The sequence below is a fragment of the Mobilisporobacter senegalensis genome, assembly GCF_003752155.1.
GTDB lineage: Bacteria > Bacillota > Clostridia > Lachnospirales > Lachnospiraceae > Mobilisporobacter > Mobilisporobacter senegalensis.
In genome coordinates, this window is sequence record NZ_RJVG01000003.1 from 247917 (window position 1) to 262484 (window position 14568).

The window sequence follows — 14568 nt, forward strand, 5'->3', positions numbered from 1 at the left end:
TTTTTACAGGAAGAAGACATTTTTGTTAATATGACTAAGGTCTTATCTGACCATTACCGAATATGATATATTTAGTTGTTGTAAGTGCCAATAGACCCATAGGTCCTCGGGCATGAAGTTTTTGGGTACTGATTCCGATTTCTGCACCAAATCCAAATTCAAAACCATCCGTAAAACGGGTAGATGCATTTACATAAACAGCCGCCGCATCTATTTCATTTAAAAACTTCATTGAATTATTATAATCTTTTGTAATGATTGCTTCAGAATGTTTTGTATTATATTTATTTATATGGGATATTCCTTCTTCAATACTGTTAACTATCTTTAAAGATATAATGGAATCAAGATATTCCCTGCCCCAATCTTCTTCTGCTGCTTCTTTGATTTGAGCGCTTAATACTCTGGAGTCCATATCCCCACGTATCTCAACATTTCTTAATGTAAGAGCTTCAACTATTTGTGGAATGAATTCTTTGGCAACGGACTTATGTACTACCAATGATTCACAGGCATTACATACACCCAGGCGTTGAGTCTTAGCATTAATAATAATATTGACCGCCATATCTAAATCCGCAAATTCATCTACATAGATGTGGCAATTACCTGTTCCTGTTTCTATAACAGGGATAGTACTATTTTCCACAACACTCTTAATCAGGCCTTCTCCGCCACGAGGAATTAAAACATCAATATATTTATTTAATTTCATTAACTCTGTTGCAGTTTCTCTGCTTGTATCTTCAATTAATATTACAGAATCTCCTGGCAGGCTCACTTTAACTAATGCTTTTTGAATCACATTAACAATTGCTTTATTAGAGTGAATTGCATCACTTCCTCCACGAAGGATGACTGCATTTCCTGTCTTAAAACATAATCCAAAAGCATCTGCAGTTACATTGGGACGTGATTCATAAATAATTCCAACAACTCCAAGGGGAACCCTTTTTTGACCAATAGACAATCCATTAGGACGATTCTTCATTGAAATGATTTCTCCAATTGGATCATCAAGTCCTGTTATTTCCTTCAGACCTTCCGCCATGCTTACGATTCTCTCATGAGTTAAAGATAAACGATCGATTAAAGATTCCTTTACTCCGTTATTCTTTGCATTAGTAACATCTGTTTCATTGGCCTTTAGAATTATTTCTTCCATTTCAAGAAGTGCTTTGGCACAGGCTCTTAAGCCATTGTTTTTCTCTTCCTGCCCCAATACGTTTAATTTTGTTGCTGCAGCCCTTGCTCGTAATCCAATTTCTTCTAAATATTTCATCTAATCACTCCTTTTATGAATCACCCTGGTTGGTGTAATAATATGATCCACTTTTATATCATAAGGATTTACCTCAAGTTGATCTACTATTTGAAAATCATACGCCAATGCAATTTTATGGATAGATAGATGTTTATTTGCCATTAAATATCTATCATAATATCCCGCTCCATAACCAATACGGTTACATTCTTCGTCAAAGGCAAGACCGGGCATAATCATTAGAACATGATCATCTATTGCTTTTTGATGGGAATCAGGTTCTAAGATACCATAAAACCCAATTTTTAACTCTTCCATCTGCTTAATATAATAAAAATCCATCTGTTTATTCACGATTTTAGGTACTGCTATTTTTAATTTATTACGAAAACCATAATGTACAATTGGATTTGTTTGAACCTCTTCATTAAATGCAATGTAAGTATAGATAGCATCATAATTATCCAGAGATATGAAATCTTCTAATCTGTGAAATATATTATTACTATATTCTGTTATTTGATCTGCTGTTAACGTAGATTTTAACGATTTCATTTTCCTTCTGATTTCATTCTTTGTCATTGCACATTCTTCTTTGAAAGTTCTGTGACTGTTCCATCGGGATTCAATAAGGAAACATTATTTAACTGGCTTTTTAAATTACCTCGAATTGCAGCGATATATTCTGCACGTAACTTTTTTTGTTCCTCTTTTTCTGCAGGAGTCAGACCTTCTTTCTGAGATTTTTTATATAGTTCATTGATTCTTCCAATTCTACTTTCATCCATTATGTTCTTTCCTTTCTATAACAAATATATATTTAGGCATTTGCGAAACTTCTGACTATGTCTGTGATTATTTATTAATAGTTATGTAATGTCATTATAGCATGAACACCTGCTTATCGTGAATACTGTTTGGTACTTATATAATTAATTAATTTAAATTTTTCATCTTTGTGTGCTTGAAATAAAGTACCAATATTTTCGCCATTCATGATCTTAGTAATCACTGATACTTTATCTCCGTTGGCAATAACCATATCGGCACCGGAATTCGTTGCTATTCTGGCAGCTGATATTTTTGTGGCCATTCCGCCGGTACCAACCATACTATTAGAACCTTTACCCATAGCTTCCAGGCTTTCGTCAATGGTCTCAACATATTCGATAAAATTTGCTTCAGGATTTTTATGAGGGTCATCGGTATAAAGTCCATCAATATCTGATAAAAGAATCAGGATATCACCTTGGATTAAAGCAGTAACAATTGCAGACAATGTATCATTATCTCCAAACTCTAATTCATCTGTAGAAACAGTATCATTCTCATTTACAATGGGAATGACCCCTAAAGTTAACAATTCTTCAAAAGTATCCCTTGCATTTTTACGACTGATATCATTGATCATTGTATATTTCGTCATCAAAATTTGAGCCGTTAATTGATTGTACTCTGCAAATAGTTTTTGATAGACCATCATTAGTTTTGCCTGTCCTACCGCAGCACAAGCCTGCTTTACAGATGTTTTTTTAGGTTTTTCTTTAATTCCAACTGCTTCTCTTCCAACTGCAATGGCACCGGAAGAAACCAATACTACCTCTTTTCCCTGATTTCTTAAGTCTGTTAATACCCGAACTAATTTTTCCATCTTTGCAAGATTTAAATTTCCAGTCTGTTCATGAGTCAGGGATGAGGAACCTATCTTGATTACAATTCTCTTTTTCTCTTTTAATACTTCTCTATTCATCTTTATTATCCTTCCTGAAGGGAATTTCTATGGCCGATATCTATGTGCGATTGCTTCCGCTACTTTTATTCCATCCATAGCTGCGGATGTAATACCGCCGGCATAACCTGCACCCTCACCACAAGGGTAGATTCCTCTAATGTTACTTTCTAAGAGTTCATTCCGTAATATACGGATAGGGGAAGAAGTTCTTGTTTCTACACCTGAAAGAACCGCTTCTTCATTGGCAAATCCCTGTATTTTCTGATCAAATGCATTAATCCCTTCAATCAGTGTATCCGTAATGAATCTTGGCAAGCATTCTGTCAAATTTGAAAGGGTGTAATTTCCTTTTATATTAGGTGTAATATTACCAAGGGTTGAACTGATTCTGTTCTGGACCAGATCACCAAATAATTGTATCGGAATAAATCCTTTCCCTGCCTGATATGCCATGCTTTCCCATTTTTGTTGAAAACGGACTCCTGCCAAAGGAGAGACATTTTCAAAATCCTCTGGTGTAACAGATACAATCATTGCACTATTGGCATTTGCTTCATCCCGTGCATAATTACTCATGCCATTTGTGGCAATTCTTCCGGTTTCAGATGATGCATTAACTACAAATCCGCCTGGACACATGCAGAAAGAATATATACTTCTGCCATTCTTTGCCTGATGGGCCAATTTATACTCTGCCGGTGGTAATTTTGAATAATTATCTCCATATTGATTCTGACTAATTAATTTTTGTGGGTGTTCAATTCTAACGCCAATAGCAAAGGACTTCTTACTTAGAGCCAGTCCTCTCTTGTGAATCATCTCAAAAGTATCTCTGGCGCTATGTCCAATAGCAACTACTATAATATTACTATTTATGGCTTTTTTTAAAATCCGACTGGTTCCAGTCTCTCTTGTTTCAATTTCTACGCCGGATATCCGATCATCTTCAATAAAAAAGTCTGTTACCTTTGTATTAAATAGAACTTCTCCACCGGATTTAATAATATCCTCTCTCATATTCTTTACAACATCTCTTAACTGATCTGTTCCAATATGAGGTTTATGACGATAAAGAATGTCCGATGGAGCTCCATATTCTACAAAAGTCTCTAATATTTTACGATTACGTCCTGCCTGATCTTTTACCAGGGTATTTAATTTACCATCTGAAAAAGTACCTGCACCACCTTCTCCGAATTGAACATTGGATTCCGTATTAAGCTCATTCGTCATCCAAAAGTGATTTACGGTATCTACTCTTTTGTATACCTCTTCCCCTCTCTCAATAAGCAAAGGCATAAACCCTTCTTTTGCCAGCATATAGGCGCAAAAGAGCCCTGCAGGACCGGCACCGATAATAACAGGTCTGGATTTCATTTTTTCTTCACCATCTGCAACAAACTGATATGTATTATCTTTAGCAATTGTGACGTTGCTATTCTTTAAATTTTGTAACTTTTTGTCTTCATTGGTGATCACTGCATCCACACTATAGATATATTTTATTTCATTCTTTTTTCTGGCATCTATAGATTGCTTTACTATATTATATTCAAGAAGCTCTTTTGGAGAAATCTTTAAAATTTTTATGATACTTTTCTCCAAATCTTCTTTTGAATGACTGATATTTAGTTTTAACTGGTTTATTCGAATCATTTTTAGCCTCCAAGCCAAATAAAAAATTACTTTGCTGCATTTGTACCTGCAATATAGCCGCTGGACCAGGCCCATTGAAGATTATATCCTCCACAGGTTCCGTCAATATCTAATAGTTCTCCAACCAGATATAAGCCTTGTACCAGCTTTGATTCCATGGTATGATTATCCACTTCTTCAGTGCTGACTCCACCGGCGCTTACCTGAGCGTTCCCAAAAGAATTCGCTTCATATACAGAGACTTTAAAATTCTTTATGGTATTTACCAATTCATTTATTTCTTTTTTGTTTAATTTTATAGATAGTTTGTTTAAATCAATTTTTGCTTCTTTAATAATTACGAAAATAAGTTTCTTATTCAACAGTCCGATAAAAAGTTCTTCTACATTCTTATAACCATTCAAAGATACTCTTTCTTCAATTAAGCGAAACAGTTCATCAGATTCAATTCCAGGAAGAAAATCTACGATCAAGTGCACTTTTTTTCTTTGCTCCAAGGCTCTGGAAGCATAACGGCTAATTTCAAAGATAGGAATACCCGATACACCATAATTGGTGAGCTGAAGTTCACCCTGATTTTTAGAATATTGTTTACCATCAATAAAAAGAGTAATCATTGATTGCACTCTTATTCCTGCCAGGGCCTTAAAATAAGATTCCTTTGATTTTAATTGAACCAAAGCCGGAACTACGGGAACAATAGTATGTCCCAATTGTTTTGCTAAAAGATACCCACTTCCATCCGAACCAAGATCGCCAGATGCCATACCGCCTGTGGCTAATATGATTTTGTGGGTATCATAAGTATTACTGTCTGTTTTTATACGAAATATATTCTTGCAATCAGGTTTCCCTTTATTATCTATTATGCTCTGAATCGATTTTACATGTTCATTACAGATAATTTCTACATTAAGAAACTCAAGTTCTAAACGCAAAACGTCAAGGACAGCAGAAGCCTGTTCCGAATTAGGATACAGGTATCCATTCCTCTCTTTTGGATAGATTCCTAATTCCTTAAAAAAAGTAATCGTATCTTCTACTCCAAAATCGTTTATAACGTTCCAGGCGAATGCTGGGTCTTCTCCACGATAACAAGAGGGTTCCTGATGCAAATTTGTATAATTGCATTTCCCATTCCCTGTCGCTAATATTTTTTTCCCTATTCTGTCTTTATGCTCTAAAATAGTGACTTTTCTTCCTGCCCTTGCAGCTGCAATTGCGGCAACCAGGCCGGAAGCACCACCGCCTACAACAATTATGTCTGATGCCAAAATCCATTCCTCCAAATGTAATTATATAACGTCCCAATATAATAACTACATTTTAACTATAATGGTCTTTAATTTCAAGAGATTTATTAAAGTTTAACTTGTATATCCCTCTAATATGCCATATAGTTCTTCCTGATCTTTTACATAATAACCGTCAACCAGTTTGTTCTGCTCCTCTTCAGACAAGTTTGTAAGTTCGATATCTGTATATTCATATACTGTCTTTTTATCGCTATAGTATACTGTGATATAGCCATCTAAAACTACCAGATAATATTTATATTTTATATTATCACTATTATAAGTTTTTCTTAATACTACTTCCTTGCTGGAAAAGGAAACTAATTCGTAGGAAATCAAACCTTTCTCAAATTCCTCTATAGGCACATCTTTCATATAATTTGACAGATAAGTAATGATTTCTTCTCTGGTCAATCCGATAAGAAAATCGGGAGTACCAAGGATTTCTTTAGAAAAAGAATTTTCTTTCACATTATAGGTTTCTAATGTATATTTTGTATTTGGTTTCACTGTCTCCACGACATAATCAACTTCCATGACCTCTTCCTGGTTTTCCAGTTTGTTTTCCTCCACGGTCTTTACTAATTGACTATCCTTTTGTGTCGCATTATTATTAAACTGCTCTAAAGCTGCTTTATAACTTAAATAATAACTGCCTGAAAACAATATTATTATTGCGCATAAACTGGTAATTATAATATATGCTTTTTTCATTTTCATGAAAATCACTCCTTTTGCATATATTATGAACTAGTTTTAGAAACTCTATACATTTAGGAATATAAAAGGGGTTCCCTATTTGGGATACCCCTTTATAAATAAAACATTTAAAATTATAATAAATGTAATTTCATGGCAATTTTGGATAATGTTCTTCCTAAAGGAAAGCTATATAACTCTTCCATATCCACACCTTTTAATAATAGTAAAGCTATAAAATAGACAATAATGGCAATGATAATCGATAATAATGTGCTGATCATATTACTATTAATCAACAGATAAATTCCCTGATATGCCAGCCAGGTTATGATTCCCATGATTATCGAACTAATTGCGGGTATGATAAATGATTTTTTTAATTCCTGCTTATAATTAAGATGCTTCCCAATGGATATCCAATTTAAGATACATACAATCAGTGCAAAAGTTACATTTCCAAGCACCAGACCATAAGTCCCCATATTGAAAACCTGTAATGCTAAAATTACAATTACTACATGAATTGCAAGAGATACTGCAGAATGTATCACTGGTATTTTCATTTGATTGATCCCTTGTAATATAGCATTGGAAACTGTAGATAAAGCATAAAAAATAATGGCAATAGAACCAGTTGCTAATAGATTAGCTGCCATTCCACTGGAATTGGGAAATAATAATGATATGATCGGTTTTGCCAATACAGTCATACCTACAGCAGATGGAAATGCAATCAACATATTAAAATGAATGGATGACTTTATCTTTTCCGTTAAATCTTCCTTATCTTTTCTGGCATGAGCAGATACAATGCTTGGTACCATGGATGCTGCTAATGCGGATGCAATAGCAATAGGTAAATTGGTTAACAAACGATACTGACCTGAGTATACTCCGTACATAGTCTTTCTGGTATCTTCAACTACCCCTTGCCTTGCTAATATATTACCAAACAAAGAGCTGTCAATAGTTCCGCTGATATTGTATACTGTCTGGCTAAGAACTACCGGAATAATGGTAATCATTAGTAAAGTAAATATCTTTTTATAAGGCATAATGATACTTTCTGTATCACGTCTGAATTGTTTTTTCAATGTTGGTCTATAAGCTATAAAGATGAATCCAAGGAATACCAATGAAACAAGTGCACCAAGACAAGTACCTAAAGTACTGCCTGCAGCTCCATAAGCTTCTATATTAGGGGAAGCACTATATTTCTTCATGAACAAATAAGAAGCAGCAATACTTACTACTGCATTTACAATTTGTTCCAGGATTTGTGATAATGCAGTAGGAATCATAGTTTTCTTTCCCTGGTAAAATCCTCTTAAAACTCCCATAACAGCACTGATTAACACTGTTGGCGCCAATACTTTTAATGGAATGGCTGAACTTGGCATTTTAAACATATAAGATGCAAAAAAATCTGCACCAAAATATAATATCAAAGTAAAGAGGATTCCAGAAAATACTGCAAATGCCATTGCACATAAAAATATCCGATAAGAATTTATGTATTCTTTCTTTTCATTTCTCGCCGATACTAATTTAGATACAGAAAGAGGAAGACTAAAAGAAGATAATATTAATACTATATTATATATTTCAAATGCATTACTATAGTCTGCATTTCCACTATCGCCAATAATATTCATAACTGGAATTCGATATATAAGGCCGATTAAACGGCTGATAATAGATGCTGCAGCTAAAATACTTCCTTGCACAAGAAAATCATTCGTTTTCTTTTTTGATGGGCTCATATTTTTCTCCTATCATTCGTATAAAGTGAAACGTATTTTCAATCATGTAAGATTTTTCATAACATAAAAGATAACCTCAAAATATGATACCACATTTTAAGGTTACCTGCCACTAAATTTTTAATGATACTTCTTAGTTTGTAAACTTTAATCCTTCCACTTTATCATTAGGATACACGCTGATAAAGGTTTTTCCCGGATTAATGGAAAGTACTTTACCATCAGCATCATAATAATGCATCTTCTTTGTACCTTCGTTTTTCTGCCATGTAATTTCTTTCATTTTACCATTTGTTATATAATAGCCTGTCCCAGAAGAATTTTCAATATCCATGGTCTGGTATCCATTTTTATCAATATTCCACTCTTTTACTAATTGAATAATAATATTCTTAAATGCAAGCTGCTTTCCTGTTATTTTATCAATATGAGGAGTATTATATTGATAACGGTAGTAAAGCTTATCGTCACTGTGATATTCCAGATACGGTGTTGTGATATTAGAATATTTTAATGTAATTTTATCAGCCACTGCGTCTGTATTGATATCTGTATCTTCCTTATTAAAGTTAAAGTGACCTGTTTCAAAATCTTCTTTATGTTCTGTTCGATAACCAAGTTTTTTCGTACCTTCCAGAATCCCTTTGGTACTTGCAAATGCATTATGAGGAGCTTTGATTCCGTTATCCCTATAAAAAACTGTAGTTCCTATTCCGGATAATCCGCTCAAATTATTTACTCCTAAACTTTCAATCTTTGCGGTTGCATATTTCGTATGACCGTAATGTACAAAAATAGCATCATATTCATCTGCAAAACTTACAAAATAGTGTCTTGCACTGCGGACAGATCCAATCCGTTCTAAATTAAAATCTTCATATATCCCCATTAATCTTGTAATACCGCCTTCTACTAACGCTTCATAAAGAATGGCCGCATCACCGATACCACTTTGTGGAGAGGCGTATTCTATATTATTAAATACGATAGCATATGGTCGTTTGTTCTCATTCTCTTTGTTTATCCAGTCTCCTGTTAGATCACTCAGCACTTCATCTTCATGAGTTTCTACTACTTCCACTGGTTCTTCTATGACAGGCGGTTGTGTTACTACCTCCGTATTTTCCTCAACAACCTCTTTTTTCTTTCCACAACCAATGATTGTGATTCCAATCATTAGTAAAATCAGTACAATCTTAATCTTCTTCATCCTAGTCTCCTCTAAATTTAACAAGTAATAAATCTATTATCAGTACATCCTAATTATCGGGTAAAGCCCAGGAAAGATAATATCTCTTCCTGTTTTTTCTCCATAATAAGTCTTTCTTCATCCACCATATGGTCATAACCAAATAAATGAAGCATACTGTGTGCAGTTAAGAAAGCTAACTCTCTTTCAACAGAATGACCGTACAATGCTGCTTGTTCCATTACCTTCTCTACAGATATAATAATATCCCCTAAAAGTAATTCCCCTGTATCCGGATTAAAATTGTCATTGGAATCTTCTAAACCATTAAAATCAGATGGCATATTATATTCGATCATTGGAAAAGATAATACATCCGTAGGATGATCGATTCCACGATACTCTTGATTAATAACTTTTATTTCGTCATTATTTGTCAATATACAATTTACTTCCACTTCATACGGACAAGATTCATAATCTATAGATTCATTTATGACTTTCGTCATAATTTCTCTGTAATCACAATCCAGTTCTATATCTGTTTCATATTCATAATTAAATGTCATAATCTCTCCCTATTTATTACTCTGCATGAATTCATCAATATAATATTTTTTTAAGATCTTAAGCTCTTCATTTGATAATCCGGATTCTTCAAAATTGTTCTTCGATAAACGTAATGAAAATATGCCGTCAATTAATTTACTGTTAGAAATATTCTTTGACTCTTTCATACTCTTCATTGCATCCATGGAAGCTATAATACTATCTGTAATCATGACAATAGCTGCTTCTTTTGATTCAGGGTTTCCAAATTTTAAATTATGTTGTTTCACAATATCAATTACATCCTCCGGGAACTGATATTCTTCTAATAATTTCACACCATCTACTATGTAATCCTTACCGATAATCCGTCCAATCTTGCTATACATTCCTCCGGCTCTTGTAAGTTTTTCATCTGCATTTATTTTTTCTGCCGCACCATAAGATATATCGCTGATATATTTTGATCTTTCATATAATTTCTTTGAGAATTCCTTAAGCCTTAATAATAGTTCATGATTTTCATCTAAAATTTCATTTAATCTTTCTTCTTTCCATACCTTTAATGTATCATCAGGATAAGCGACCACTTTCTCTGCTTCTTCTTTTTCTGTTTCCTCTTTCATTGGGATTATTTGTTCTGTATTATTCTTATTATTCTTTTCGTAGATTCTTGATACCATAAAAGCAATCCCAAATAGCATTATACCGCTGATCACAGAGTACACTATATTATTATCAATTGTATTTTGTGTCATAAAATTATTCATAATAACGATCAGAGTTATATCAGAAGAAAGAAATATAACAAGAGCATAACCAATTTTCTTAACATCTAAAATATATTTTGATAAAATACAACCTATTGCTCCTAAAATAAAATTATACATAAGACTGTCAATGGATCGGTCTGCATTTACGCTTAACATAAAGGAAAAAAGCAAATGAAAGCTAAGACCAAAATTAGCATCAATTAACATAGCGATGACCATTGGCCCTATCAACCATAGATTATACATATTAAATTTGAAGGAAAGCATAATACATGCCAGAGAAAATAAATAGGATGCTATAACTATAAAAAGATTCTTTGAATTGTCTAAAAATCTTACACGATTCTCTTTCGCATAGAATATTAAAATGGTTACTAATACAATGGATAGTAAATTAAATTTTAATATTTCATATAAATCATCTTTATTTAAAAACCCCGTTATAGTTACGGCACAGATAGTTAACAGATAAAGAATTTTTGCTATCTGCCTCAGATACTTCCCGGTATCAGGGGGATTCTTTTGTACATCTTCCATCTATTTAAACTCCAATCATTGTTTATTATATTTTGTTTTTAATACACGCTTATTCCCTTTTAAGTATTTCTTTTTATCATCATTCTTTTGATGTTTGTCTTCATATGCGTCGTAAGCTTTTACGATTTTTTGAACAAGAGGATGTCTCACAACATCCTGGCTTGTTAAATATGAGAAACCTATATCATCAATTTTACTTAAAACCCGGATTGCACTATCAAGTCCGGAAGTAGCTCCTGTTGGCAAATCTTTTTGAGTTAAGTCACCTGTTACAATCACCTTTGAGCCGAATCCGATACGGGTTAAAAACATTTTCATCTGAGCAGGTGTTGTATTCTGTGCTTCATCTAAAATAATAAAAGCATTATCAAGGGTTCTTCCACGCATATATGCCAAAGGCGCTACCTCAATAAGCCCTTTTTCCGTATTCTTTAAATATCCTTCCGGGCCCATGATCTGATATAGGGCATCATAAAGGGGTCTCAGATATGGATCGACCTTACTCTGTAAATCTCCCGGTAAAAATCCTAATTTCTCTCCTGCTTCAATCGCTGGCCTTGTTAATATAATTTTGCTTACTTCATCATTCTTAAAAGCGTTAATAGCCATTGCCATTGCCAGGTATGTTTTACCTGTACCGGCAGGTCCAATTCCAAAAACAATCATCTTCTTACGAATTTGATCCACATATGCTTTTTGTCCCAGGGTCTTTGGCTTAATCGGCTTTCCGCTAATAGTATGACAGATAAGATCCTCATCAATTTTTATAATTTCTTCTTCTTTGTCTTCAAGGCATAAAGATAAAGCGTAGTTGACGTTTTGCTCGGTTATCTCATTCCCTCTCTTTGAGAGTTCTATAAGCTGTACAAATACGCTTTTTGCCTTTACTATATTACTATTCTCTCCAATTACTTTAATTTCACCGTTTCTAGCTACAATTGTAACATTCAAGGTTCTTTCAATAATTTTTATATATTCATCAAACTTACCAAATAAATTTCTTTCATGTTCTGTAGGAATATCAATTATCGTCTCCACTAAGCTCATCTGTTTCAGTAATCCTCCACTCACTATCATCAATTGCTTGTTCTTTTATTGCACTTTCTTCAACAATTATTTTACCACTTGCAATACAAGTATCTTTTTTTATTGCTATTTTCACATTATTCTCAATAACAACTACTCCTTTATCGGTCAATTTACTGATAAAAAGATCTAATTTATCCTGTACTATTTTTTTTGCTTCTTCTTCAGAATATATACTGTTATCTTCAAGATATTCTCTATATTCAGTCACATGAAAAATAACAGGCAGATAAAAATTTTCACCCAATTTTATATTATTATCATTTACAATTATATCATATTTATTATACCTTTTTAAAGGTTTATATAAAATAATTTTTCTGTTGAATATGCTAATTGCATAACCTTTTTTTGTTTTTAATGTGTAATCTTTTTTTATGTAATCCAGAGGTAGTGAGTCGTTATAATTATATACCGTTTTCATTCTCACATCCGCATCAGAGGGAACCACCTCTTTATTAATAATTTCTGTATTATCCCGTATTATTTCTATAATTCCAGATACAATAATATCTCCTTTTTTAACAATACTACCGATTTTAACCTTAGGAGTTCCTTTCCTTGTAACAATGGATGTAATGATACCGTCTTTGGTCGCTATAATATGGTGAGGTTCTTCTTTTTTCTCTTTTATATCTAATATATTGGTTTCTGTAATTTTTAATAATAATCTGGTGCCTCTGATTTCTGCGGATACCCATCCTATATCTACATATTGTTTCCTGAGCTTTTCCTCAATTGTCTGGCAATTGACATTTCTTTTTAAAACACCACTATAAACTCCCTGGCTATCTAAATATTCTAAAATCACTTCTTTTGTATTGGTATACTCCCCTTCTATGCTGATATCCCAAATAAATAGGGACAAGCTATATAATATGATCACACATAAAAAAATCCCTATCAAAAAGAATTTTCTTTTTTTGCCCCGATTCATTAAAAATGGAAAGCCAAATCTTTTTATAATAAAAGGCCTTGTTCTCGTTTTTTTTACAATGGGCCTCAATTTCTTGAACCCTTTTACGCTTATATAAAATTCATATCCCGTGGATATTTTTTTTAGCTTCCAGATCAATATGTTATTATTACTGCATAAATTTATAAATCGTTCCGGTGAATATCCTTTTATTTCCACTAACAGATAACCGGAGAACCATCTTAATAATTTAATAAGCAAAACTTTCCCTCCTTCTTGCACACCAGTAGCCTGTATTATCTATAACTAATTGTATTAATAATCCCAGAAATCTGCATCTCGTCATTGGTATAATAGTCGATATTTAAATTACTTCCTTCAATACACACTTTACAAAGCTTTGTTTGTATTTTTATAACTTTTCCTGTATATTCTATAATTCCTTTATAATTTTCAACATAGATTTGATTTCTCCCTGTAGCCGTAACAATAGGAGCTCCTGCTAATATATCTGCAGGAAGCTTCAACTGGCTAGAAAGTGTTTCCAGATAATTTTCTTTTTCAACTGGGCTGGTCTTTTTCATGGATTTCTCGAATTGACTGTAGATAGAGCTGTTTGATTTTTTAAATTTATCATGATTAGATTTGAATTTTTTCTTCATAAATAACCTCTTTATTTCTGATAAATTATACAGATTTCCTTCTATATAGTTCAGAAAATTTTATAGTATACTATTAATAATTTATGATAATAGTAATTCTTTTAGAATATTTTTAGAGGCTAACTTTATACAAATTAAAAAAGTCCTTAATCATAAAAATGATTAAGGACCATCTAAGCTTACCAAAACTATTATTTAAATTTACGTTTTCTAGCAGCCTCTGATTTCTTTTTGCGTCTTACGCTTGGCTTTTCATAATGCTCTCTTTTACGTATTTCTTGTTGAATACCTGCCTTTGCACAGTTTCTCTTGAATCGACGTAGAGCACTATCTAAAGTTTCATTGTCTTTTACGATAACATTTGACATAGTCTCACACCTAACCTCCCTCCAGTTGTGTATTGTGCATAAACAACTCATACAACTGTTTGGGTATTTTTGAATT

The 14568-nt window shown here is 33.0% G+C and carries 15 protein-coding genes; all 15 read right to left on the reverse strand.

What is annotated here, in order from left to right; translation table 11 throughout:
- Nucleotides 1-34: 34 nt before the first annotated feature.
- Nucleotides 35-1282 carry a glutamate-5-semialdehyde dehydrogenase gene (locus tag EDD66_RS06540; RefSeq protein WP_123608756.1) on the reverse strand — a complete coding sequence of 416 codons (1248 nt, stop codon included), beginning with the start codon at nucleotides 1280-1282 and terminating at the stop codon, nucleotides 35-37.
- Nucleotides 1283-1846 carry a 5-formyltetrahydrofolate cyclo-ligase gene (locus tag EDD66_RS06545; protein WP_123608757.1) on the reverse strand — a complete coding sequence of 188 codons (564 nt, stop codon included), beginning with the start codon at nucleotides 1844-1846 and terminating at the stop codon, nucleotides 1283-1285.
- Nucleotides 1843-2052, reverse strand: a complete 210-nt coding sequence (locus EDD66_RS06550; protein ID WP_123608758.1) for a DUF896 domain-containing protein — start codon at nucleotides 2050-2052, stop codon at nucleotides 1843-1845. The genes EDD66_RS06545 and EDD66_RS06550 overlap by 4 nt, the downstream gene beginning before the upstream one ends.
- 113 nt (nucleotides 2053-2165) lie before the next feature.
- Nucleotides 2166-3014 (reverse strand): glutamate 5-kinase, encoded by an 849-nt coding sequence (gene proB, locus EDD66_RS06555; protein WP_123608759.1) that lies wholly within the window; start codon nucleotides 3012-3014, stop codon nucleotides 2166-2168.
- A gap of 27 nt (nucleotides 3015-3041) precedes the next feature.
- The gene (locus EDD66_RS06560; RefSeq protein WP_123608760.1) at nucleotides 3042-4652 is read right to left on the reverse strand and encodes an NAD(P)/FAD-dependent oxidoreductase; all 1611 of its coding nucleotides are present in this window, start codon (nucleotides 4650-4652) and stop codon (nucleotides 3042-3044) included.
- Between the two features lie 26 nt (nucleotides 4653-4678).
- Complete coding sequence (locus tag EDD66_RS06565) at nucleotides 4679-5926, reverse strand: BaiN/RdsA family NAD(P)/FAD-dependent oxidoreductase (protein WP_123608761.1); 1248 nt, start codon at nucleotides 5924-5926, stop codon at nucleotides 4679-4681.
- A 93-nt stretch (nucleotides 5927-6019) separates the two neighbouring features.
- Nucleotides 6020-6667, reverse strand: coding sequence for a BofC C-terminal domain-containing protein (locus EDD66_RS06570; RefSeq protein WP_123608762.1), 648 nt, complete (start codon nucleotides 6665-6667; stop codon nucleotides 6020-6022).
- 113 nt (nucleotides 6668-6780) lie between these two features.
- Nucleotides 6781-8412 carry a putative polysaccharide biosynthesis protein gene (locus EDD66_RS06575; protein ID WP_123608763.1) on the reverse strand — a complete coding sequence of 544 codons (1632 nt, stop codon included), beginning with the start codon at nucleotides 8410-8412 and terminating at the stop codon, nucleotides 6781-6783.
- Between the two features lie 133 nt (nucleotides 8413-8545).
- Nucleotides 8546-9622 carry a DUF3048 domain-containing protein gene (locus EDD66_RS06580; RefSeq protein WP_123608764.1) on the reverse strand — a complete coding sequence of 359 codons (1077 nt, stop codon included), beginning with the start codon at nucleotides 9620-9622 and terminating at the stop codon, nucleotides 8546-8548.
- 53 nt (nucleotides 9623-9675) lie between these two features.
- A complete protein-coding gene (gene ybeY / locus EDD66_RS06585; protein ID WP_123608765.1) occupies nucleotides 9676-10170 on the reverse strand; it encodes an rRNA maturation RNase YbeY in 495 nt (164 codons plus the stop codon).
- Between the two features lie 9 nt (nucleotides 10171-10179).
- Nucleotides 10180-11460 (reverse strand): HDIG domain-containing metalloprotein, encoded by a 1281-nt coding sequence (locus EDD66_RS06590; RefSeq protein ID WP_123608766.1) that lies wholly within the window; start codon nucleotides 11458-11460, stop codon nucleotides 10180-10182.
- 15 nt (nucleotides 11461-11475) lie between these two features.
- A complete protein-coding gene (locus EDD66_RS06595; protein WP_123608767.1) occupies nucleotides 11476-12507 on the reverse strand; it encodes a PhoH family protein in 1032 nt (343 codons plus the stop codon).
- Entirely contained in the window at nucleotides 12482-13723 is a 1242-nt protein-coding gene (yqfD, locus tag EDD66_RS06600; RefSeq protein WP_170164270.1) for a sporulation protein YqfD, read from the reverse strand. The genes EDD66_RS06595 and yqfD overlap by 26 nt, the downstream gene beginning before the upstream one ends.
- Before the next feature lie 35 nt (nucleotides 13724-13758).
- Entirely contained in the window at nucleotides 13759-14124 is a 366-nt protein-coding gene (locus EDD66_RS06605) for a YabP/YqfC family sporulation protein (protein ID WP_243115316.1), read from the reverse strand.
- Between the two features lie 191 nt (nucleotides 14125-14315).
- On the reverse strand, nucleotides 14316-14492 hold the full coding sequence (gene rpsU / locus EDD66_RS06610; protein WP_033166800.1) for a 30S ribosomal protein S21: 177 nt from the start codon (nucleotides 14490-14492) through the stop codon (nucleotides 14316-14318).
- Between the last annotated feature and the right edge of the window lie 76 nt (nucleotides 14493-14568).